Genomic DNA, 20,912 nt, shown 5'->3' on the forward strand with positions numbered 1-20,912 from the left:
CTGATGATCTGTTCGTCGGAAAAACGCTTCTTCATGGGGATGTCCTCATGTGGCTTATGAAGACATTACTAACATCGGGGTGTACTAATCAACGGGGAGCAGGTCAGTCTTTGCCATCAGCACGCAGCGAAACCTTTGGCGCTTCATATTTTCCTATGATGCGCGCAATTTTCACCGTCCAGGTATATTCATGCCCGGCAGTCAGACCTGTCAGCGTCTTTTTGAGGATCTCACCGGCATGGTTTTTATTAGGTCTGGTAATAAACTCGACAGCGCGGGTGCTGGCGTCAACCAGGTAAAGATCGTGCCCGGCAGGTCCGGCCAGCCAGTTATTCCAGTTATCGCGCTCAAAGTTGGTTAAATCTTCAAACGGAGCTGCCGCAGCGACGGAAATATCTGCCTCGCGATACACTTCAACGCTGAATTCACCGGCGTTGTCTTTGTACTGGTCTTTGCCATCGGCAAAAAACAGCGTCAACATCCCTTCAGCTGGAACCGACCAGCGGTATTTATGATTACCAACCGGATAATTTTCGTTACCAAGGCGTGCCTGAAGCGAAGGATTGCGTAACGTTAGCGTTTCACCCTCTCGGGGAATACGCCCCTGTGGTGCGGTAAGCGCAAAATTTTCACTTCCATTCCTGGCCCAACCACTGGCCAGAATGGTAATTATCTCTCCCGCTTTGAGGGCAATTCCTGTATTTATCCCTTCGGCATTTTTTGCGTCAACTTTTCCTGACCAGATTAAATTTTCGCTCATGTCTGACTCCTGTGACAGCGTGGCGAAGAATTTCGCCATTGAAAGATAGTCCTTACTAAATGCGTGATTTTAGTCACTCAGTTCTGCTAACCGCCTGATAATTAGAGTAAATAATATCCTGAGAAGCACAGACTTCTCATCATCATTACCCGGTTGTTATCGGCAGGAATGAGAATAGTCAGGTGGTATATACAATTCAAAACGCTAAAAGCTTTATTAAGGGTTGCGATTTTGTAATCAATTAAAAATATTAAAATAATTATCGCTGAATTAGGAATAATCTTAAGCAATAAGAGGGTGAGTGCAGCGATTTGTAATAGCTTATTCTCCCCATTGTTTACGTTGATAATTATGTAAGCACTTCAGGAAATCGGGCATACTTATCTCGTGTCATGCGGGTAAAGTTCAAAAATAAACTAATTATCTTTTTACGTATGCCATACCCTCTGATATACCTTCCTTCCCTCATACCAGTCTGAGTGATGGCCGCTGTGGTCTATACTGGCCATTATCGAATACCCAAAGGTGGTGTCATGCATATATTGCCTCCTGTTCGCCCTGAACACTCCATTGAACGTCTGACGGCGGTACTTGAACCAATTGCGGAAAAAGTGAAGCTCGCGCCGCGTAAGCGGATTACCTGGAAACATAAAGGCCGCCAGCAAATGTATCTTTTTCAGGAAGGAGAGCTTTCTTTGTTGCGTGCATCTGACGGGTTGCTGTTAGTTAGCGTTTTTGAGCCTCATCTGTTCGGCATTGCCGAGATGATCCAGCCGACGCAAGGACATATACTACGCGCAGAACGGGAGTCTCTGATTTTGCGTGCTGATGCAGATGAAGCCGCCGCGCGATTTCGTGAACAGGGCGTCTGGGAGGATGTGGCAGCCTTGCTGTCGTACCATACGGCCTATCTCATTTATCGTGATGCCCAGGTTGTGCAGCAGCGCACCTATTCCGTGATTCGCAGCTATCTGCAGGAGATGATATTACTGCCCGATGAGGTGCGTATGCGAACAACTATTCTGGAATATATTCAGGATCGTACGCTTCTTTCCCGCAGCAGTATTCTCAATGTATTATCTGCACTTAAGCAAGGTAAATATATCGCGTTCAAACGTGGCGGATATTTACTGGAGGTAGGGCATTTGCCAGAGTCATTTTAAAATTTAAAAATAAACAGAAAATGATTTCGCGATTGTCGTGTTTGTCGATATCGTTTGCTCACTGAAATATTCAACAGAGTAAACGGGATTTCTATGAAAAAGACACTTGTTGCATTAATTCTGGCTAACGCTTTTACCGCAACGTCTGCATTTGCAGCGGCAGATACAGGCACCTGGTATAGCGGTGCTAAATTCGGCTGGTCACACTATTTTGACGCCAGCACCGGATCGAAAGCGAGCGATAATAATAATGGCTCGAACCAGTATAATATTGAACATGATAATGTCGGTGGTGGGGTATACGCGGGTTATCAGATGACTCCGTGGCTGGCACTGGAAGGCGGGTACGATTATTTAGGCAATATGCAGATTAAAGGCAAACATAGCGCGGGGGCACAAATGAAAAGCCAGGGGCTACAGATGTCCTTAAAAGCCAGCTATGCCGTGACCGACAGCTGGGATATCTATGGTCGTGCCGGAGCGATGGCCTATCGTGCTGAATCTGATGTAAGTGGTCACAATCGTTTTGAAACAGGCGTTCGCCCGCTTGCCGCAGTCGGGACGGAGTATGCGTTTAACAAAAATTTAGCGGGCCGTCTGGAATATCAATGGGTAAGCAACGTGGGTAATGCCAACCAGATTGGCGTCAGCAGTGACGTAAGCTCTGTGACTGCAGGTCTGACATGGCGATTTGGACAGCACGATTAATCCTTGCCATCCTTTCCGTTACAAAAGCCCGACTGTTCAGCAGTTGGGCTTTTGGCATTTAACCGGTGACTAAAGGTTGAAGGACAATGTTAATCTTTTGCAGTCCCGTGACGTTTTTATCTTTCAGGTACTGCTGATTAACCATTTCCAGCTGCTCAAGTTTAGTCAGCGAGGCGAAGACCGGCTGAACAGGGCTATCTTCGGTAAAAATATCTTTCGCGGTAGTCTGTTGTAAATAATCTGATTTCAACTGCGCTGTTAAACGGTCGATCTGAACTTTATTTTCCTGATACAGCGCAGCGATATGCGATGCCGGAATTTCTGGCGGTTTTTCTCCGGGTAAAACTAATGGGATCTGCAGATGATGGATTTGTTCAACCTTATCAGGCGCAGAAGCGCTGCAGGCGGTTAATAAACTGAGGCTGAGCAGAGTCAGTAATAATGACCGTTTCTTCATGGGGTACTCGTGTTAAATAAGCAGAGCGGACATTATCGTAAACAACCGATACATCTTCAGATTAAACTTGTTTAATTTTAAATATCCCGGCGGGAATAATCAGCCAGGCTGACGCAACCACCCCGTCTGCGTCAGTCATGCACGCAGGGGAAACAATCCGGCAAGAAAACGCTATACGTTATAGCCATCAGGATCCCGTAAGGCTATGCTTCATTCAGCACGATAATAATTACAGAGGCAATGTCATGGATAAAGAACTACTGGATGCGGGTTACCGGGCCTATACCGGGGAGAGAATTGACGTCTACTTCAATACCGGGATCTGCAAACACTCCGGTAACTGCGTTCGCGGCAGCGCAAAGCTGTTTAATCTGAAACGTAAACCGTGGATCATTCCTGATGAAGTGGACGTGGAAACCGTTGTACGCGTGATTGATACCTGCCCGAGCGGTGCGCTGCAGTATCGCCAAAAATAAGCGAGGAACCATGGATATTCTGGAAGGCCATAACAAGTTTTATGTGAACGATGCGAACGGCAATCAGGTCGCAGAGATTGTCTTCGTACCCACAGGTGAGCACCTGAGTATTATTGAGCACACTGATGTCGATCCGAGCCTGAAAGGGCAAGGGGTTGGCAAGCAGCTGGTGGCGAAGGTGGTGGAGAAAATGCGCGGTGAGAATCGCAAAATTATCCCGCTGTGTCCGTTTGCGAAGCATGAGTTTGATAACACGCGGGAATATGACGATATTCGGGCGTAAAAAACACCGGCGATGGCCGGTGTTTTTTTATCTCACCTGCTCCAGCAGCAATCCCAGCGCGATCGCCACCATAATCCCCCCTGAGGCCATGCTCACCGCACGTGCCGCCTGCGGACGGGTCGCCAGCACCGCTTTCGAACCATACCCCACCAGCAAATAGACCAGTGTGCAGGTGATAAGATGCATCACACCCAGGGCTGACATCTGCGTGGCAATCGACCAGCTTCCCTTTGGATCGGTAAACTGCGGAAGCAACGCCAGAAACAGTAAGAAGACTTTTGGGTTGAGCCCGCTGATACATAATCCCTTCACCGCCCACTGTTTCCAGTTTCCTGCATGCTGCACGGTGCTTTCCGGCGCAGCAGGATGGCGTAACAGCGTGATGCCGAGCCACAGCAGATAAACCGCCCCCGCAATTGTCAGCCCTGATAATGCCAGTGGATGTTGAGCAATCAACACACCCACGCCCGCCACTACGACCAGCGTGGCGAGCAGATGCCCGGACATCAGCCCCATCACCGCCGGCACTACGCGCCGCCCGTTGATCCCGGCGCTGATCGCATAGGCCCAGTCTGCACCCGGTGTCATGATGAGCAGGAAGGACACCACCCAAAACCCGGCCACAATACTCATTTCCATCGTCTGTGAAACTCCTGTACCTGAATTACCCGGAGAGAAAGAATATCGGTATCGGTACGAAATGAGTTTTCAATGTTATGCTCATAAAACGCTAAAATTGAGAAAATCTTCCATATGGATAGCATTGATCGAAAAATTCTTGCTGAACTGCAGGCTGATGGCCGTTTATCTCTTACGGAGCTGGCGGAGCGGGTGAACCTGAGCCTCTCTCCGTGTCACCGACGCGTACGTGCGCTGGAGCAGAGCGGAGCCATTACGGGGTATCGCGCCAATCTCGATCCCGCCAAAATGGGGTTTAATTTCCTGGCGATTGTGTTTGCCACCCTGAAAGAGGGTGATAAGAAAGCGGTCAGCGCGTTCGAAGAGGCGGTGGAAGAGATCCCGCAAATCGTGCTGGCCCAGCGATTATTTGGTGATCCCGACTACCTGATGCATGTTGTCACCCGCGATCTGTCGGCTTTTCAGAAACTGTATGACGAGAAACTTTCTGCCATGCCAGGCGTACAGCATCTTCGCTCTACGCTGGTGATGAAAACGGTCGTGCAGGACAGACCGTTTCCACTGTAAAAATCAGACGCGCCCGGCAGAAGGCCGGGCACGCGAGGGTTAGCCGACAAACATCACCGACACGCACAGCACGCCAACAATGAGCGTGAGCAGGCTGCCAATGGAGCGATACGGCTTCAGGGCGGGGATCAGGTATGTCGACAGCGTCGGCATGATAAACAGGATCATGGCGATAAGCGGACCGCTGATGGCGTAAATCATCGAAATGGCGTTCGGGTTAATGCAGCAGACCGCAAAGGTGATCAGCGACACGCCCAGAATAGAAATCGCACGGTTAAAGGCGCGGCTCTTCTTCACGCCGACCTGATTCAGCGACGACTTTACGATTTCCGTCGCCCCTTCAATCACCCCAAAATAGGTGCCCAGGAACGATTTCGACATGGCAATAATCGCCACAATAATGCCGGAAATGCCGAGCCAGGCCGGAGAAGAGGGCATCATCGACAGCGCTGACAGGATCGTCACCCCTTGCTCTTTTGCGGTCACAATATAGGACGGCGAAATCGAGAGCAGGCAGCTGAACACAAAGAACAGCACGCTCAGGCAGATGATCAGATACGCCACCTTCATGATTTTCTTGCACTTGTCCATGGCTGCGTCACCGAACTTCTCGCGGCGATCGACGGCAAAGGTGGAGATAATCGGCGTATGGCTAAACGCGAACACCATCACCGGGATTGAGATCCACACCTGATGCAAAGTGTGGCGATCAAACGCCATCTGGCTGGTGAGCAGTGAGGGTTGCCAGCTGCCGGTCAGGTACAGGGAGACAAACAGGAAATAGGCGATCAGCGGAAACACCAGGAAGCCCATCACTTTGATCGTGATATGTCGCCCCATCAGGAAGATAAGATTCAATACCAGCACCACGCCAAAACTGACCAGCACGCGAGTGGCGGTATCCACCGTCATCCTTTTTGCCAGCTGCTCGGTTAATGAATTGGTGATGGCCACGGCGTAAATCTGCACCACCACGAAGAAGGCGATGAAATAGAGCGTGGTGATCAGATTCCCGATTTTCCTGCCGTAGTAGTGGGAGACCGCGCCGGTGATCCCTTCATTGCCTTTCGTTTTTGACGACAGGATAAATTGCGCCAGCGCTTTATGCGGCCAGTAGGTTAATGGGTAGGCCACAAGGGCGGTAATGAACAGGACAATAGCGCCTGCGGAGCCCAGCTGGATGGGCAAGAACAGCGTTCCTGCGCCCACGGCCGTGCCATAGAGAGCGAAACTCCACAGAGTCTCATCTTTTGACCAAATTTTCGACATTAGAGCAACGTATCAACTAGCAAACCATTCAGAATGGAGTGCAATTTACCATAGTTATGCGTTGAGAGCGCAGTTGCTTCGACGGAGTTTGGCCGGACCAGTCGTCCGGCCAGAGGGGAGTTAGCCCGCCAGGGCGCGTCGCTGCTGACGGCGCTTCAGGAATTTCTCACGTAACGTGTCATACGCCCAGTTGTAGAACATGGTGTAGGGCAGGAAGAACAGGAAGAAACCTATTTCCAGCGTGAATGCCTGTAGCAGCGTGACGCCAAGAACCGCAGCGACAATCGACACGCCAATCACGATAAACCCACATTCGAACCCCAGGGCATGCAGCGCGCGGACTTTTGCCGTGCGTTTTACGCGCTGGACAGGCCAGAAACGGTCGAAACCGAAGTTATAGATAATGTTCCAGAGCATGGCCGTAGTGGCGAGGATAATGGTCAACCCACCCATCTCCACCACGGAACGCTGCATCAGCCACGCTGCCGTTGGGGCGAGGATCGCCGTGGCAATCCCCTCAAAGCAGACCGCGTGGAAGATCCGCTCCGGCAGTTTACGTTGGAGTGCATCCTGATGTTGCATAGCTTTCGACCTCGTTAATTCGCCGGTATGGGCGTTGATGGCGCCTATTTTTATCGCTAAAGGTGATATATTAAAGATGGTATCCATCGATAAAGTAGATAGGTTATGCGCTACTCACCTGAAGCCCTTACCGCGTTTGTTGAAACCGTGGCAGCGGGCTCTTTCTCTGCTGCCGCACGGCGGCTGCGTAAAAGCCAGTCAACAATCAGCACCTCGATTGCCAATCTTGAAGCAGACCTCGGCTTTGATCTGTTCGACCGTTCGGCGCGCCAGCCGGTGTTAACCGCTCAGGGAGAGCAGGTGCTGGGCTATGTCCAGGCGATCCTCGCCGCCAGCACGCGGCTGGACGAACTGGCGGTATCGTTGACCGCGCAAACGGAGGCGCGCCTGACGTTTGTCCTCTCTGATACGCTTAACCCGGACGTGCTGGAAGATCTGATGAACCAGTTTGACCAGCGTTTTCCCCATACGGAATTTGAGTGCCTGATTGGCGAGGAAGAGGACGTCATCGATCTGCTGCAAAAGGAGAGGGCGCAGGTTGGCCTGACGGAGGCGCGTGACGCTTACCCGACCGATATCGGCGTCACCCGGTTGCCGATGCAAACCCGGATGGCGATTTATGTCGCGACCACGCATCCTCTGGCCGGGCAACATGAAGTGCAGGCCGATGAGCTGCACGGCTGGCGGGAACTGCGGCTCAGCACCTACCTGGAGCGCGAGGCAACGCTCGCCCGGGGGCCGGTCTGGTCGGCACCGAATTACCTGTTACTGCTGAGTATGGCGGTGCAGGGATTTGGCTGGTGCGTGTTGCCGTGTGCGCTGGTGGAAGAATTTGCCGCCGCGAAATCGCTGGTGCAGTTGAATGTTCCTGGCTGGCCTCGCGCGATCGGTATCGATCTGCTGTGGAATAAACGATCCCCTCCCGGCGTCGCCGGAAGCTGGCTGCGGCAGTATCTGCAGGACGCACGCTGATCCTTGTGATTAAACTCACTATTTTTAAACAATTAAGATAAATGCCAGTAACAATCCTCTACTATCGTCATGTCCTTTAACGCAGAGGTGGTGATGAAAGATGTCGTTATAGTGGGTGCGTTGCGTACAGCTATCGGCTGTTTTCAGGGAGCGCTGGCGCGTCACTCGGCTGTTGAACTGGGTAGCGTGGTGGTGAAAGCGCTGGTGGAGCGCAGCGGGATCCCGGCACATGAAGTCGATGAGGTGATCCTCGGACAGGTCCTGACGGCCGGCGCCGGGCAAAACCCTGCCCGTCAGGCGGCGCTAAAAGGCGGCCTGCCCAACACCGTCTCGGCAATCACCATCAACGACGTCTGTGGCTCAGGGTTAAAGGCGCTGCATCTTGCCACGCAGGCCATCCAGTGTGGCGAAGCGGATGTGGTCATTGCCGGTGGGCAGGAGAACATGAGCCGCGCGCCGCATGTCCTCACCGACAGCCGCACCGGCGCGCAGCTGGGTAACAGCCAGCTGCTCGACAGCCTGGTGCATGACGGGCTGTGGGACGCGTTTAATGATTATCATATGGGCGTGACGGCGGAAAACCTGGCGCGTGAGTACGGTATAAGCCGTGAGCTGCAGGATGCTTACGCGTTGAGCTCGCAGCAGAAAGCGCGTGCCGCGATTGATTCCGGGCGTTTTCGCGATGAAATTGTCCCGGTGTGCACCCAGCGCCAGAACGGTCAGACGATTGTCGTCGACACCGATGAGCAGCCGCGAACCGATGCCAGCGCAGAAGGGCTGGCCATGCTCAATCCTGCTTTTGAAACGCAAGGGTCGGTCACGGCGGGAAATGCCTCTTCGATTAACGACGGTGCGGCAGCGGTGATGATGATGAGCGAAAGCAAAGCGCAGGAACTGGATCTCCCCGTGCTGGCCCGGATTAAGGCGTTTGCCAGCGTGGGGGTTGATCCGGCATTAATGGGGATCGCGCCGGTGTATGCGACCCGCCGCTGCCTGGATCGCGCGGGCTGGCAGCTTTCCGATGTGGATCTGATTGAAGTCAACGAGGCCTTTGCCGCGCAGGCGATCTCAGTGGGCAAAATGCTGGAGTGGGATCCGCTGCGGGTGAATGTCAACGGCGGTGCGATTGCGCTCGGTCATCCCATCGGTGCTTCCGGCTGCCGCATTCTGGTATCGCTGGTTCACGAGATGAAAAAGCGTAACGCCCGTAAAGGCATTGCCACGCTCTGTATCGGCGGTGGGCAAGGAGTAGCGCTGGCTATCGAACGTTAATCCCTTCCTTCATAAAAAAACCTCCCGATGGGAGGTTTTTTTATGCGCGTTATTCCTGCCTGACGTGATCTCCCTCCATTAATTTCGCCTAAATCCCACTTGTTTGTTGACGTGTATCACGCCGATTTGTACCGAAAAAAATGAAACAAATAATTACGATCTTGCTCACTAAAATAGCATTTATTAAAAAATAAACTGCCATTTCATAAAAATGAAACGTTATTTTAATTGAGGGTTTTTGTCATGTTTAACAAATCTCTGGTTGTAGCTTCTCTTATTGGTACTTCTTTCGCCGCGCAGGCGGTGACCGTCGATCTGCGTCATGAATACATCGACAGCGGCGCAAATGCAGATCGTGTTTCAGTCTCGCATCGCTTTGCGAATGGCGTCGGTTTTTCTGTAGAAGCGAAATGGAAATCGGGTGGCGATAAGGCCGACCAGCCGTTTGCGGATGTGGTGGGTAACGGTCATGAAGATCAAATTAGCTGGCGCTGGAAAGCGACAGAGAATATTGCGCTGACTCCCGCGTTCACGCTTGAGAGTAACGACAGCCGTACCATTTATAAACCGAACCTGCACCTGCAATACAGTTTCGATAATGGCTTTTACGTGGCCGCGCGTTACCGTTATGAATATACCCGTTATCCGTCGAGCTCTAATAAAGACGATGACAAAGTTAACCGTGGTGATGCCTGGGTCGGCTGGGTCATGGGAGACTGGCGTACCGAACTGAATTATGTTTATGCAAAAAGTACGGAAGGGATGGTCCGTAATAATAATAAAGATTATTCCACCGAATATAACGCGAAGCTGGCGTATAAATGGGATAAAAACTGGGCGCCGTATGTTGAGGTGGGTAACGTGGGTGTGAAAGAGAGCGATGAACGTCAGACCCGCTTCCGTTTAGGCGTGGCGTATTCCTTCTGATATTTCCCTCCAGGCCCGGTGAGCGCAGCGTCACCGGGCAAAACGTTCAGAGCAAAAAAAGCCCTCCGTAAGGAGGGCAAGGCCAGTTACAGAAACACATTTTTAAATCATGCAGACAACATATCCGGTTGCGCGGGGAGTTTCGCAATATAGAGGGCAGGTTTACCGTCTTTATCGGAACTGAATAGCACCGCTTTCTCGTCCGGTGTAAAGGAGGGATGCGGATGGGTGACCTGGCGGCTATTTTCCACCGTCGCCCAGGAGGTGTCATGACGGGCGATGCGATAGTAGCGCTTTTTGGCCACGTCAAAGGCGTAGAGATAGGGATCGTTATCGATGGTGTAACCGTGGGTGTCTTTCACATCCACCGGTGTGCCGGAACCGTCGCCCACCAGTAACGTGCCGTCGAAATTACTCATCAAATGTGAACAGGATGGCATCTGCATTATCGTCTCATTCACGCCGGTTTGTGGATCGAAGCGGCAGATGGAACGACCCTGCTGGCCTTTCAGATACGAGACGTATACCAGCGCGGAGCCATCCGGGACCCAGAATTCGTGGGTACAGCTTTCACCTTGTGCATGGGTTTTGACTTTACGTATGTCGGTGCCATCTTCGTTGACCAGCCACATCCGGGCATCGACCAGATCGTGTGGTCCCTCGTGACAAAACGCCACCGTATGGTCATCAAACGGACGATAGATAGGATGCCCCAGCCACTTCTTCTCTTCATGAATGATTGAGCTCTCGCCGGTTTTCAGATCCACGCGCAGCAGCCGGCAGTGTGGCCCTTTATGAAAGAAGTCGTGGAAAATTTGCCAGTCGTTCAGCGGTGTCCAGTCGCGTTTCGCAATTTCAATGCCCACAAGGCTGGTGCAGTCGCTGTTCGCCACCCAGGTGCCGTAACCGACCCAGTCATCCGGGACGCGGTACACTTCACGCTCTGCCCGTGCCTCAAGAGAGACCTCCATAAGCGTGCGATCGTTCTTCACATAGTAGAAGGCGCGATCGTCCGGGGAGAGAAATCCGCCAAAGGTGTTATCGCCTGCGCCCTCCGTCAGCTGTACGGCTTCGGCGTTCTGCAGATCCAGCAGGTAATAGTTCCAGTGACCATCGAACGCTCCGGCGAACAGCAGATGACTGCCGTCATTAAAGAAGCACTTCTGGTAAAAGTAATTGCGATGACAGGTTACTTCAGGCGGGGTCAGACGCGTGACTTCGACGCCTGTATCCGGATCCCGGCCGATCTCGTAGTTCAGCTTGACCCGCATACCTTTAGCCATAATGCGCTCCTTTCGGCAATAAAAATAAGATTAAAAAGTAGGTATTAAATTATCAAAACACTGTTTTATTTAGTGTGACTTATCGCGCAGTTTGTCAGTTTGAGGGAGATGAAGCGGCGAATCCTGACGCTTCCGTGATCGGAACACCATTTCTGGTATAAAGAATCACAAAAAATGAAACGATGTTTTAAATGTAATTGAAAACCCCATTATGGGCGTTTACACTGTGCTTATCCTTAAAACGGAACGATGTTTCGTTAATTTTCTGCCTTCGGGCACGATCCATTCTGGAGGTTATCGTGGACGTCAGACAAAGCATCCACAGCGCGCACGCCAAAACCCTCGACACGCAGGGGCTGCGCAGTGAATTTTTAGTTGAGCAGGTGTTCGAAGCCGATCGCTACACCATGGTCTACAGCCACATTGACCGCATTATTGTGGGCGGAATTATGCCGGTGACCAAAACTGTCTCCGTGGGTGGGGAAGTGGGTAAGCAGCTCGGCGTGAGCTATTTCCTGGAACGGCGTGAACTGGGCGTGATTAACATTGGCGGGCCGGGCACCATTACGGTTGACGGCCAGTGCTACGAAATTGGTCACCGCGACGCGCTGTATGTCGGCAAGGGCGCGAAAGAGGTGGTTTTTGCCAGCGTCGACGGCAGCACGCCAGCGAAGTTTTACTACAACTGCGCCCCGGCTCACACCACCTGTCCTACCAAAAAAGTTACCCCGGCAGACGTAGCCCCGGTGACGCTGGGCGATAACCTCACCAGCAACCGTCGCACCATCAACAAATACTTCGTTCCGGATGTGCTGGAGACCTGCCAGCTCAGCATGGGGCTGACCGAGCTGGCGCCGGGCAACCTGTGGAACACCATGCCGTGCCATACCCACGAGCGCCGTATGGAGGTCTATTTCTACTTCAACATGGATGAGGATGCCTGCGTATTCCACATGATGGGTCAACCGCAGGAAACACGCCATATCGTGATGCATAACGAGCAGGCGGTTATCTCTCCGAGCTGGTCAATTCACTCCGGTGTTGGGACGAAGGCGTATACCTTCATCTGGGGAATGGTCGGTGAAAACCAGGTCTTTGATGACATGGACCACGTCGCGGTAAAAGATCTGCGCTAGTCGCGGGCAGTTAAGCATAAATCTGCCTGTTGCTGACAGGCATCGAAAGAGTAAGGAACAAACATGATTCTGGATGCATTCTCTCTGCAAGGTAAAGTGGCTGTGGTTTCCGGTTGTGACACCGGTCTGGGCCAGGGCATGGCGTTAGGGCTGGCAGAAGCGGGCTGCGATATCGTGGGCATCAACATCGTCGAGCCTACGGAAACCATCGAGCGCGTGACCGCGCTGGGCCGCCGTTTCCTGAGCCTGACCGCGGATCTGCGTAAAATCGACGCCATTCCTGACCTGCTGGATCGCGCCGTGGCGGAATTCGGTCATATCGATATTCTGGTCAATAATGCCGGGCTGATCCGCCGTGAAGACGCGATTAACTTCAGCGAGCGCGACTGGGACGACGTGATGAACCTGAATATCAAAAGCGTGTTCTTTATGTCTCAGGCGGCGGCGAAACACTTCATCGCTCAGGGGAATGGCGGCAAGATTATCAATATCGCCTCCATGCTCTCCTTCCAGGGGGGCATCCGGGTGCCGTCTTACACCGCGTCAAAAAGCGCAGTGATGGGGGTCACCCGTCTGCTGGCGAACGAATGGGCGAAGCACAATATCAACGTTAACGCCATTGCCCCGGGCTACATGGCGACCAACAATACCCAGCAGCTGCGTGCGGACGAGCAGCGTAGCGCGGAAATCCTTGACCGAATCCCTGCAGGGCGTTGGGGGCTGCCGGACGATCTGAAAGGGCCTGTGGTGTTCCTGGCATCGAAGGCGTCGGACTACATCAACGGTTATACCGTAGCGGTTGATGGCGGCTGGCTGGCGCGTTAATTCGCGCTGACGAAAGAGCCTCTGCCTGCGGGTGGAGGTTTTTTTTGCTCAAAAATTGTCATTATCCATATCGACAAAGATGAAAAATCCATACTAAAAAATCATAAATGACACGCATCACAGTTTTATTACTTAAATATTAATCAATTAGTAAAATATGGCGATATTTCACCGCGAGTTGAAATTGTAATGTCCATCACAGATCGCCATGCCATAGCGAAATAATCCATATCTTCGCGAATTCCGGCCTGACACTTTTCTTCGCTATCTCGTAATTTCACTTAACGAATTTCTCTGTTCAGGCAGGAAACTATGACATCTATAAATGACTCTACCCTCATGCCCGCGGCGCTGCGCGATACTCGCCGCATGAACCAGTTTGTCTCCATTGCGGCGGCAGTGGCTGGCTTGTTATTTGGACTGGATATCGGCGTCATTGCTGGCGCATTACCGTTTATTACCGATCACTTTACGCTGAGCAGTCGCCTGCAGGAGTGGGTGGTGAGCAGCATGATGCTTGGCGCGGCCATCGGCGCGCTGTTCAACGGCTGGCTCTCGTTCCGTCTCGGGCGCAAATATAGCCTGATGGTTGGGGCGATCCTGTTTGTGGCAGGCTCCATTGGCTCTGCGTTTGCCACCAACGTAGAAGTGCTGCTGCTCTCCCGCGTCCTGCTGGGCGTGGCGGTCGGGATTGCCTCCTACACCGCGCCGCTGTATCTCTCGGAGATGGCGAGCGAGAACGTGCGCGGCAAGATGATCAGTATGTACCAGCTGATGGTCACGCTGGGTATCGTACTGGCGTTTCTGTCAGATACTTACTTCAGCTACAGCGGTAACTGGCGCGCCATGCTGGGCGTGCTGGCGCTGCCGGCGCTGTTGCTGATTGTACTGGTGATTTTCCTGCCGAACAGCCCGCGCTGGCTGGCGCAGAAAGGTCGTCACGTGGAAGCGGAAGAGGTGCTGCGCATGCTGCGTGATACCTCAGAGAAAGCGCGTGAAGAGCTGAACGAGATCCGCGAAAGCCTGAAGCTGAAGCAGGGCGGCTGGTCGCTGTTTAAAGCCAACCGCAACGTGCGTCGCGCGGTGTTCCTTGGCATGCTGCTGCAGGCGATGCAGCAGTTCACCGGGATGAACATCATCATGTATTACGCGCCGCGTATCTTCAAAATGGCCGGATTCACCACCACTGAACAGCAGATGATTGCAACGCTGGTGGTCGGGCTGACCTTTATGTTTGCCACGTTTATCGCGGTATTTACCGTGGATAAAGCCGGTCGTAAACCGGCGCTGAAGATTGGCTTTAGCGTAATGGCGCTCGGTACGCTGATCCTCGGTTACTGTCTGATGCAGTTTGATAATGGCACCGCCTCGAGCGGTCTCTCCTGGCTCTCTGTCGGGATGACCATGATGTGTATCGCCGGGTATGCCATGAGCGCCGCACCGGTGGTGTGGATCCTGTGCTCTGAAATTCAGCCGCTGAAGTGCCGCGACTTTGGCATCACCTGTTCCACCACCACCAACTGGGTGTCGAACATGATCATCGGCGCAACCTTCCTGACGCTGCTGGATGCCATTGGCGCAGCAGGAACGTTCTGGCTCTACACGGTACTGAACGTGGTGTTTATCGGTGTGACCTTCTGGCTGATTCCTGAAACCAAAGGCGTGACGCTGGAGCATATTGAACGCAAGCTGATGAGCGGGGAGAAACTACGTAATATTGGCGTGTAATGTTATCGCCCGGTGGCGCTTCGCTTACCGGGCCTACAATACCTTGTCGGCCCGGTAAGGCGTCGACTTTTAACGCATCGCCCGCTTCAGAATACGCTCAGCCTGACGCTGGAAATCTGCAGCGGTCTCTTCCACCGATTTCTGACCATAGTCGATATACTGCAGCGAGGTGCCGAACTGCGCCACAATCTGCGGATCGTCAAAGTAAGGTGACACGCTGAGTTTTGCAGGCAGCGACTGCGCCAGACGCAGGCCTGCAACCGACGGGTCGTTTTCTTTAATGGTACCGGCTTCAGTCAGGTACTGAACCGCCACTTTGCTCAGCGGTACGCCACGCTCCAGGCCCAGCGTCTCCACGCCCTCTTTACTGTTCAGCAGGAAGTTAATCAGCTTTGCCGCCGCTTCCGGGTTTTTGGTCGATTTACCGATCGACAGCATCTGTGCCGGTTTGAAGAACAGGCCCGCATCCGTGGCACCCGGCAGCATCGGGTAACTGCCCAGCACCAGTTTTGCCGGTGGCTTGAGGTTATCGGAGTATTTATTGATGGTGGAGTTCCACATATAGGTGCCGCCCCATTCCCCCTGGATCCACGGCTTCATCTCATACATGTTGCTCTTGCCAAACGACGCATAGTATTTGGTGTCCGGCATCACATGGCTATCAATCAGTTTTTTGTAGGTCTGGAAGAACTCCACCCATTGCGCCTTGCTGTAGGTGAATTTTTTGGTTTTCTCGTCCACGGCAGGGATGTTGTATTTCTGAACCATGTAAGAATTCAGCAGCGCCAGCGTGTCCTGGTGTTCCAGTATGACAGGATAATACTGCTTGCCGAGCTTGCTTTCGAAGGTTTTACCGGCGGCCATCAGTTCGTCCCAGGTTTTTGGGTACTTGATGCCCGCTTTTTTCCACGTTTCGTCGTTAAAGTAGAAGACGCGCGCGGTCACGGAGATTGGGATCCCGTTCAGCTTGCCGTTGACCGTTGTGGACTGGAGCTCTTTGGCATCAAACTGGCTTAGATCTATCACGTCTTTCATTTTGTTCAGATCGTAAAAGCCGTCGCCGGTTTTCGAGAAGATCGGCAGCCAGTTCCAGTTGGTTTGCATCACATCCGGCTCTGTGCCGCCTGCGATCTGGGTGGTCAGACGGGAAAGATGGCCGTCCCAGCCGGTGTATTCCGCCTTAACGTTAATATCCGGGTTCTGTTTATGGAACTCTTCTAACGCTTTCAGCGTCACCTGGTGACGGCCATTACCGCCCCACCAGGACATACGTAAATCGGTAGTTTGCGCCATCGATGGCAAAGCAGTAAGGCCCAGGGTCGCGGAGATTGCTGCGCTTAAAAGCACATTTTTCATTTTTCTTGCTCCATCAGAGAGAGAGGTTCAGTTCAGTTTTTGCGTCAAAAATATGGCACTTATTCATGTCGAAGCGGAAATAGACTTTGCGGTTAAGCCCTTTAGCAATCATCGGCTTAGCCTCTTCCGAAGGGATTCTGGCGGTCAGTTCGTTGTCCGCTACCTTCAGGTACACAAAGAATTCGTGGCCCATGTTCTCCACGCGCACCATTTCGCCGCTGCACCCATCCGGGAAAGGCGAGTCTGAGATCGACACAAATTCCGGGCGCACGCCGTAGAACACGTCCTGACCGGCGTAAGCAGCGACTTTTTCCTGCGTTTGCGCATTGAGCGGCATGGTTTCATTGCCGAGGGTGATGTGCAGTTGCCCGGCTTTTTCCACCAACTGGCTTTTACGAATGTTCATCTCCGGTGCACCGATGAATCCTGCGACGAACATGTTGTTGGGCTTGTGGTAAAGATTATCCGGGGTATCGACCTGCATGATGTGGCCCAGCTTCATTACACAGATACGGTCGCCCATGGTCATCGCTTCGGTCTGGTCATGCGTGACGTAGACAGTGGTGGCCGGTTTACCGGACTGCTTCAGCTGCTTATGCAGATCAGAAATACGAATACGCATCGAGGCACGGAGCTTGGCATCAAGGTTTGACAGCGGTTCGTCAAAGAGAAACACGTCCGGCTTTTTCACAATCGCGCGGCCAACCGCGACGCGCTGGGCCTGTCCACCGGAAAGCTGACGCGGCAGGCGGTCAAGCAGCGACTCCAGCTCCAGGATTTTGGCCGCTTCGTTTACCTGCGACTCAATTTGCTCTTTCGGCAGTTTGCTCAGCTTAAGACCAAAGGCCAGATTTTCGCGCACCGTCATGTGCGGGTAGAGCGCGTAGTTCTGGAACACCATCGCAATGCCGCGCTCCTTCGGTGCGAGGTTGTTCACGATCTTATCGCCGATCCGCACTTCACCGCCGCTGATGGTTTCCAGCCCCGCCAGCATGCGAAGGGTGGTGGACTTGGCACAGCCGGATGGACCGACGATCACCATAAACTCCCCCTCGGCGATCTTCAGGTCGATAGCATGTACGGCTTTGAAGCCGTTGGAGTAAACCTTTTCCAGTTTATTGAAGACAACTTCAGCCATGATATTTCCCTCTTAACCTTTAATTCCGCTGCTGGAGACGCCCTGCACGAAGTAGCGTTGGGCCAGGAAGAACACAATGATGGATGGCAGAATGGAGATGCTCGCCATTGCCAGAATTTCGTTCCACGGCGCACCTTCGGTAACGTCGATGGACATTTTCAGCGCCAGTGCAATCGGGTATTTATCCACGCTGTAGACATAAATCAGCGGCCCGATAAAGTCATTCATTGACCACATGAACTGGAACAGGGCGACGGAGATAATGGCCGGTTTCAGGATCGGCACCACCACGTACCACAGCACCTGAAGGGAGTTACAGCCGTCGATTTGCGCCGCCTCTTCCATGTCACGCGGCACGCCGCGCAGGAACTGGATCAGCATAAAGACGAAGAACCCCTGCGTGGCGAAGGCCAGCGGCAGGTACAGCGGCATGTAGCTGTTCAACATGCCCATTTCACGGAACATCAGGTACTGCGGAATCAACAGCACGGTGCTGGGCAGCAGCATGGTGGTGATGAGCGTGGCGAACCAGAATTTTTTCCACGGGATCTCAAAGCGGGCAAAACCATACGCCACAATGGTGGAGGAGATAATGGTCAGGATCACTTTGGGGATCACATACTTAAAGGTGTTCAGCATGTAATGGCCGAAGGTGTACTCGGTCCCGGTCTTCCAGCCGTTGATAAACCCGTCCCAGGTGGCATGTGCCGGCCACAGGCTCAGGGTAGTGAAGATCTCGTGGTTCGGTTTGAACGACGCTGAGAACATCCACACCAGCGGGTAGAGCATCAGCAGGCCGACAAACAGCAGGATCGTATAGCGAACGGTGGCGTTGATTTTCTCTCTGCGCTGCGTACGGGCAACCTCGCGTTCGGCGACGCTTCTTGCCGTGGAAAGGTGTTGAATATCAGCCATTTTTGCCTCCTTTATCGGCGGAGTAGAACACCCAGTATTTCGACGACTTAAAGGCGATACCGGCAAAGACGGCCACCACCAGGAACAGGATCCACGCCAGCGCCGCGCCATAACCCATATCGAAATATTTGAACGCCGTGTCGTAGATGTAGAGCGAGAACAGATAGGTCGAGTAGGTTGGCCCGCCGCCGGTAATGACGTACGGCCCGGTAAATTCCTGGAATGCCTGAGTGGTTTGCATGATGAAGTTGAAGAAAATCACCGGCGTAATCAGCGGCACGGTCACTTTCATGAACATTTGCCATCTGGACGCGCCGTCGATCATTGCCGCTTCATACTGAGACTGCGGAACGTTTTGCAGCGCCGCCAGGAAGATGACCATCGCGGAGCCGAACTGCCAGACGCGCAGCAGGGTCACGGACATCAGCGCCAGAGAGGGCTCACCCAGCCAGTTCACCGGGTCGAAGCCAAATACGCCAATAAAGCTGTTCAGCAGACCATCTATCGCAAATAAGGCGCGCCACAAGACAGCAATCGCCACGGAGCTGCCGAGGATCGACGGAATATAGTAAGCGGTACGGAAAAAGCCGATCCCGCGTAATTTGAAGTTGAGAACAAACGCAATCCCTAATGCAAACGCGAGCTTCAGCGGAATGGTCAAAAATACATACGCGAACGTGACACCCATTGATGTCCAGAAGAGCGTGTCTTCGGTAAACATATAGCGATAGTTTTCGATGCCGTTAAACACCGGTGGGCTCATCAAATCGTAATCCGTAAAACTGAGGAAAAACGATGAGACGAAGGGGAAAGCCGTAAAGAGTATCAACCCAATAATGTAGGGTGATATCCATGCGAGCCCCAGCAGCTTGTTTTCATTCATACAGACCTACCTGGCAATCAGTGGGTGAAATGACGGTATGAGTTTCAGGACATCCGAACCGTAGTCTTCGAATAATAAAACAGTGTTTTATTTTATATTATGGCTATTTTTTCCCGCGTCATTCGCTTAATGATGGAAATGTGATCAGCATCGAAACGCTGTTTCAATAAAGTGAGGAGGGTGGCATTTTGCCGCTATTTCTGGCGATCAAGGCAGGTCTTGCATGTAAGCAGAAAGAAAAGCGGATGATTAATAACAATAATACCGGAAAGGTACTAACTACCAACTTTGATAGCCAGTACACAGATAGATCAATATCGCGTTCAGATTATTCTTACTTTCTTGTATCATCGGACCACTTGAACTCACGAGGCAGAAATTACCTGCACTCTTAACAGAAGAACGTCTATGTCAGCGATGGATTTCAAAAAAAACACGGACCTCGATTTTCCTTCTTATGCCACCCCGGCTGTCAGCACTAAAGAAATCGACCTTTTGGGGCTGTTAGACATCCTGCTTGCCGCCAAAAAACGCATCATCGCAATTGCGTTCGCGTTTGCGCTGGCCGGACTGGCGATTGCCTTTTTACTGCCGCAGAAATGGACCAGTAAAGCGGTGATCACGCCTGCCGAACAGACGCAGTGGAACCCGCTGCGCCAGATGATGGTGGCACTCCAGGTTCTGGATGTGGACGTAAAAGTGTCCCGTGATGAAGTGTTTGGACTGTTTATCAAAAAGTTTCAGTCGCAGTCATTGCTTGAAGAGTATATGAAATCCTCCCCTTACGTTATGTCACAGCTTGAAGGGACAAACGTGGATCCGCTGGAGCTGCATCGTGCGGTGGTCAATATCTCTGAGAAGATGAAAGCGATTGATAACACTCAGGTAAAAGACGCGGATAAAGCGCCTTACGTCTCCTGGACGCTCAGCTTCACCGCCCCCACGGCGGGAGATGCGCAAACCGTTCTGGAAGGGTATATCAAGTATATTGCCGCGATTGTCGAGCAAGAGATCATGCTGAATATCCGTAACCAGCTCGCCCTGAAAACGAAGGTGGTAGAGCAGCAGCTGGATCTGGATCGGGTGCGTCTGACCAATATTCACAACACCAATCTGCAGCGTCTTAACTATTCGCTGGAAGTGGCTAACGCGGCGGGTATTAAGAAACCTGTCTACAGCAACGGACAGGCCGTAAAAGACGATCCGGATTACTCCGTTGCCCTGGGCGCTGACGGTATCGCGCAGAAATTGCAGATTGAGAAAAATCTTAAGGATGTGTCTGAGCTGAATGCAGACTTCCAGAACCGTGAATACTATCTGGCGCAGCTGAAAAAACTCTCCGTTGAAGACGTTAAACTGGAACCCTTCAAGTATCAGCTTTCACCTTCCATGCCGGTGAAAAAAGATGGCCCGGGGAAAGCGCTGATTGTCATGCTGGCGGGGATCCTGGGTGGGCTGTTCGCCTGCGGTAGCGTGCTGCTTCGTGAAGCGATGCTTAGCCGTAACCCGCTGCCAGAGCCGGTAGCGGAATAACTGACGCAGAGAAAAAGGGCGCTGAAATCAGCGCCCTTTT

General features: G+C 52.5%; 22 protein-coding genes. 12 read left to right on the plus strand and 10 right to left on the minus strand.

The annotated features are described in order from the left end of the window. Positions 1–103: 103 nt before the first annotated feature. Positions 104–760, minus strand: a complete 657-nt coding sequence (locus tag ACOTX3_RS13160; protein ID WP_250116816.1) for a LecA/PA-IL family lectin — start codon at positions 758–760, stop codon at positions 104–106. A 533-nt stretch (positions 761–1,293) separates the two neighbouring features. On the opposite strand from ACOTX3_RS13160, the gene ACOTX3_RS13165 reads away from it, so the two are divergent. Together ACOTX3_RS13165 and ACOTX3_RS13170 are read left to right on the plus strand one after the other, a co-directional pair. After that, positions 1,294–1,923 (plus strand): helix-turn-helix domain-containing protein, encoded by a 630-nt coding sequence (locus ACOTX3_RS13165; RefSeq protein WP_013098589.1) that lies wholly within the window; start codon positions 1,294–1,296, stop codon positions 1,921–1,923. Positions 1,924–2,016: 93 nt separating this feature from the next. Further along, positions 2,017–2,631: an outer membrane beta-barrel protein gene (locus ACOTX3_RS13170; protein WP_058679602.1), complete on the plus strand. Its 615-nt coding sequence runs from the start codon at positions 2,017–2,019 to the stop codon at positions 2,629–2,631. Between the two features lie 58 nt (positions 2,632–2,689). Here the strand turns inward: ACOTX3_RS13170 and ACOTX3_RS13175 are convergent, their stop codons facing one another. Continuing rightward, positions 2,690–3,088 carry a hypothetical protein gene (locus tag ACOTX3_RS13175; RefSeq protein WP_013098587.1) on the minus strand — a complete coding sequence of 133 codons (399 nt, stop codon included), beginning with the start codon at positions 3,086–3,088 and terminating at the stop codon, positions 2,690–2,692. A 245-nt stretch (positions 3,089–3,333) separates the two neighbouring features. Between ACOTX3_RS13175 and yjdI the strand changes: the two genes are divergently transcribed. Both yjdI and ACOTX3_RS13185 read left to right on the plus strand, forming a co-directional pair. Next, the gene (yjdI, locus tag ACOTX3_RS13180) at positions 3,334–3,564 is read left to right on the plus strand and encodes a 4Fe-4S mono-cluster protein YjdI (RefSeq protein WP_058679600.1); all 231 of its coding nucleotides are present in this window, start codon (positions 3,334–3,336) and stop codon (positions 3,562–3,564) included. Positions 3,565–3,574: 10 nt separating this feature from the next. Further along, positions 3,575–3,847: a GNAT family N-acetyltransferase gene (locus tag ACOTX3_RS13185; RefSeq protein ID WP_013098585.1), complete on the plus strand. Its 273-nt coding sequence runs from the start codon at positions 3,575–3,577 to the stop codon at positions 3,845–3,847. Between the two features lie 27 nt (positions 3,848–3,874). Here ACOTX3_RS13185 and ACOTX3_RS13190 read toward each other — a convergent pair whose 3' ends face one another. Further along, positions 3,875–4,486, minus strand: a complete 612-nt coding sequence (locus ACOTX3_RS13190; RefSeq protein ID WP_020687110.1) for a LysE family translocator — start codon at positions 4,484–4,486, stop codon at positions 3,875–3,877. Positions 4,487–4,600: 114 nt separating this feature from the next. On the opposite strand from ACOTX3_RS13190, the gene ACOTX3_RS13195 reads away from it, so the two are divergent. Beyond that, on the plus strand, positions 4,601–5,053 hold the full coding sequence (locus tag ACOTX3_RS13195; protein ID WP_013098583.1) for an Lrp/AsnC family transcriptional regulator: 453 nt from the start codon (positions 4,601–4,603) through the stop codon (positions 5,051–5,053). Positions 5,054–5,092: 39 nt separating this feature from the next. Here the strand turns inward: ACOTX3_RS13195 and ACOTX3_RS13200 are convergent, their stop codons facing one another. Both ACOTX3_RS13200 and ACOTX3_RS13205 read right to left on the minus strand, forming a co-directional pair. After that, on the minus strand, positions 5,093–6,322 hold the full coding sequence (locus ACOTX3_RS13200) for an amino acid permease (RefSeq protein WP_127869222.1): 1,230 nt from the start codon (positions 6,320–6,322) through the stop codon (positions 5,093–5,095). Positions 6,323–6,442: 120 nt separating this feature from the next. Continuing rightward, complete coding sequence (locus tag ACOTX3_RS13205; RefSeq protein WP_020687112.1) at positions 6,443–6,904, minus strand: multidrug/biocide efflux PACE transporter; 462 nt, start codon at positions 6,902–6,904, stop codon at positions 6,443–6,445. Positions 6,905–7,009: 105 nt separating this feature from the next. Between ACOTX3_RS13205 and ACOTX3_RS13210 the strand changes: the two genes are divergently transcribed. The 3 genes from ACOTX3_RS13210 to ACOTX3_RS13220 all read left to right on the plus strand — a co-directional run bounded on the left by ACOTX3_RS13210 (position 7,010) and on the right by ACOTX3_RS13220 (position 10,075). After that, positions 7,010–7,876, plus strand: a complete 867-nt coding sequence (locus tag ACOTX3_RS13210; RefSeq protein ID WP_013098580.1) for a LysR family transcriptional regulator — start codon at positions 7,010–7,012, stop codon at positions 7,874–7,876. A 93-nt stretch (positions 7,877–7,969) separates the two neighbouring features. Continuing rightward, on the plus strand, positions 7,970–9,148 hold the full coding sequence (locus tag ACOTX3_RS13215; RefSeq protein ID WP_023620438.1) for an acetyl-CoA C-acetyltransferase: 1,179 nt from the start codon (positions 7,970–7,972) through the stop codon (positions 9,146–9,148). Positions 9,149–9,391: 243 nt separating this feature from the next. Next, the gene (locus tag ACOTX3_RS13220; protein ID WP_013098578.1) at positions 9,392–10,075 is read left to right on the plus strand and encodes a porin; all 684 of its coding nucleotides are present in this window, start codon (positions 9,392–9,394) and stop codon (positions 10,073–10,075) included. Positions 10,076–10,182: 107 nt separating this feature from the next. Here the strand turns inward: ACOTX3_RS13220 and ACOTX3_RS13225 are convergent, their stop codons facing one another. Further along, positions 10,183–11,358 (minus strand): oligogalacturonate lyase family protein, encoded by a 1,176-nt coding sequence (locus tag ACOTX3_RS13225; protein WP_058679599.1) that lies wholly within the window; start codon positions 11,356–11,358, stop codon positions 10,183–10,185. A gap of 299 nt (positions 11,359–11,657) precedes the next feature. Between ACOTX3_RS13225 and kduI the strand changes: the two genes are divergently transcribed. From kduI to ACOTX3_RS13240, 3 genes are all read left to right on the plus strand, one after another. Continuing rightward, positions 11,658–12,494 (plus strand): 5-dehydro-4-deoxy-D-glucuronate isomerase, encoded by an 837-nt coding sequence (gene kduI, locus ACOTX3_RS13230; RefSeq protein ID WP_013098576.1) that lies wholly within the window; start codon positions 11,658–11,660, stop codon positions 12,492–12,494. 63 nt (positions 12,495–12,557) lie between these two features. Further along, a complete protein-coding gene (kduD, locus tag ACOTX3_RS13235) occupies positions 12,558–13,319 on the plus strand; it encodes a 2-dehydro-3-deoxy-D-gluconate 5-dehydrogenase KduD (RefSeq protein WP_013098575.1) in 762 nt (253 codons plus the stop codon). A 294-nt stretch (positions 13,320–13,613) separates the two neighbouring features. After that, positions 13,614–15,047, plus strand: coding sequence for a sugar porter family MFS transporter (locus ACOTX3_RS13240; RefSeq protein WP_286012102.1), 1,434 nt, complete (start codon positions 13,614–13,616; stop codon positions 15,045–15,047). A 69-nt stretch (positions 15,048–15,116) separates the two neighbouring features. Here the strand turns inward: ACOTX3_RS13240 and ACOTX3_RS13245 are convergent, their stop codons facing one another. From ACOTX3_RS13245 to ACOTX3_RS13260, 4 genes are read right to left on the minus strand one after another with little or no spacing between them, the layout of a single operon-like run. Next, complete coding sequence (locus ACOTX3_RS13245) at positions 15,117–16,403, minus strand: ABC transporter substrate-binding protein (protein ID WP_048970639.1); 1,287 nt, start codon at positions 16,401–16,403, stop codon at positions 15,117–15,119. A 13-nt stretch (positions 16,404–16,416) separates the two neighbouring features. Further along, on the minus strand, positions 16,417–17,541 hold the full coding sequence (locus tag ACOTX3_RS13250; protein WP_058679598.1) for an ABC transporter ATP-binding protein: 1,125 nt from the start codon (positions 17,539–17,541) through the stop codon (positions 16,417–16,419). Between the two features lie 12 nt (positions 17,542–17,553). Then, positions 17,554–18,456, minus strand: a complete 903-nt coding sequence (locus ACOTX3_RS13255) for a carbohydrate ABC transporter permease (protein ID WP_013098571.1) — start codon at positions 18,454–18,456, stop codon at positions 17,554–17,556. Continuing rightward, positions 18,449–19,339, minus strand: a complete 891-nt coding sequence (locus tag ACOTX3_RS13260; protein WP_013098570.1) for a carbohydrate ABC transporter permease — start codon at positions 19,337–19,339, stop codon at positions 18,449–18,451. The genes ACOTX3_RS13255 and ACOTX3_RS13260 overlap by 8 nt, the downstream gene beginning before the upstream one ends. Before the next feature lie 408 nt (positions 19,340–19,747). On the opposite strand from ACOTX3_RS13260, the gene wzz(fepE) reads away from it, so the two are divergent. After that, a complete protein-coding gene (wzz(fepE), locus tag ACOTX3_RS13265; RefSeq protein WP_013098569.1) occupies positions 19,748–20,872 on the plus strand; it encodes an LPS O-antigen length regulator Wzz(fepE) in 1,125 nt (374 codons plus the stop codon). Positions 20,873–20,912 lie beyond the last annotated feature (40 nt).

The organism is Enterobacter cloacae complex sp. IR5384 (genome assembly GCF_049237265.1).
Lineage (GTDB): Bacteria > Pseudomonadota > Gammaproteobacteria > Enterobacterales > Enterobacteriaceae > Enterobacter > Enterobacter cloacae.

What these genes read in the sequence shown, in the direction of transcription:
- ACOTX3_RS13220 (WP_013098578.1), top strand. Translation starts at nt 9,392, where the DNA reads ATGTTTAACAAATCTCTGGTTGTAGCTTCTCTTATTGGTACTTCTTTC.
- ACOTX3_RS13215 (WP_023620438.1), top strand. Translation starts at nt 7,970, where the DNA reads ATGAAAGATGTCGTTATAGTGGGTGCGTTGCGTACAGCTATCGGCTGT.
- ACOTX3_RS13255 (WP_013098571.1), bottom strand. Translation starts at nt 18,456, where the DNA reads ATGGCTGATATTCAACACCTTTCCACGGCAAGAAGCGTCGCCGAACGC.
- ACOTX3_RS13195 (WP_013098583.1), top strand. Translation starts at nt 4,601, where the DNA reads ATGGATAGCATTGATCGAAAAATTCTTGCTGAACTGCAGGCTGATGGC.
- ACOTX3_RS13225 (WP_058679599.1), bottom strand. Translation starts at nt 11,358, where the DNA reads ATGGCTAAAGGTATGCGGGTCAAGCTGAACTACGAGATCGGCCGGGAT.
- ACOTX3_RS13185 (WP_013098585.1), top strand. Translation starts at nt 3,575, where the DNA reads ATGGATATTCTGGAAGGCCATAACAAGTTTTATGTGAACGATGCGAAC.
- ACOTX3_RS13175 (WP_013098587.1), bottom strand. Translation starts at nt 3,088, where the DNA reads ATGAAGAAACGGTCATTATTACTGACTCTGCTCAGCCTCAGTTTATTA.
- ACOTX3_RS13200 (WP_127869222.1), bottom strand. Translation starts at nt 6,322, where the DNA reads ATGTCGAAAATTTGGTCAAAAGATGAGACTCTGTGGAGTTTCGCTCTC.
- ACOTX3_RS13250 (WP_058679598.1), bottom strand. Translation starts at nt 17,541, where the DNA reads ATGGCTGAAGTTGTCTTCAATAAACTGGAAAAGGTTTACTCCAACGGC.
- ACOTX3_RS13205 (WP_020687112.1), bottom strand. Translation starts at nt 6,904, where the DNA reads ATGCAACATCAGGATGCACTCCAACGTAAACTGCCGGAGCGGATCTTC.
- kduD (WP_013098575.1), top strand. Translation starts at nt 12,558, where the DNA reads ATGATTCTGGATGCATTCTCTCTGCAAGGTAAAGTGGCTGTGGTTTCC.
- ACOTX3_RS13170 (WP_058679602.1), top strand. Translation starts at nt 2,017, where the DNA reads ATGAAAAAGACACTTGTTGCATTAATTCTGGCTAACGCTTTTACCGCA.
- ACOTX3_RS13160 (WP_250116816.1), bottom strand. Translation starts at nt 760, where the DNA reads ATGAGCGAAAATTTAATCTGGTCAGGAAAAGTTGACGCAAAAAATGCC.
- ACOTX3_RS13245 (WP_048970639.1), bottom strand. Translation starts at nt 16,403, where the DNA reads ATGAAAAATGTGCTTTTAAGCGCAGCAATCTCCGCGACCCTGGGCCTT.
- ACOTX3_RS13165 (WP_013098589.1), top strand. Translation starts at nt 1,294, where the DNA reads ATGCATATATTGCCTCCTGTTCGCCCTGAACACTCCATTGAACGTCTG.
- yjdI (WP_058679600.1), top strand. Translation starts at nt 3,334, where the DNA reads ATGGATAAAGAACTACTGGATGCGGGTTACCGGGCCTATACCGGGGAG.
- ACOTX3_RS13210 (WP_013098580.1), top strand. Translation starts at nt 7,010, where the DNA reads ATGCGCTACTCACCTGAAGCCCTTACCGCGTTTGTTGAAACCGTGGCA.
- ACOTX3_RS13260 (WP_013098570.1), bottom strand. Translation starts at nt 19,339, where the DNA reads ATGAATGAAAACAAGCTGCTGGGGCTCGCATGGATATCACCCTACATT.
- ACOTX3_RS13190 (WP_020687110.1), bottom strand. Translation starts at nt 4,486, where the DNA reads ATGGAAATGAGTATTGTGGCCGGGTTTTGGGTGGTGTCCTTCCTGCTC.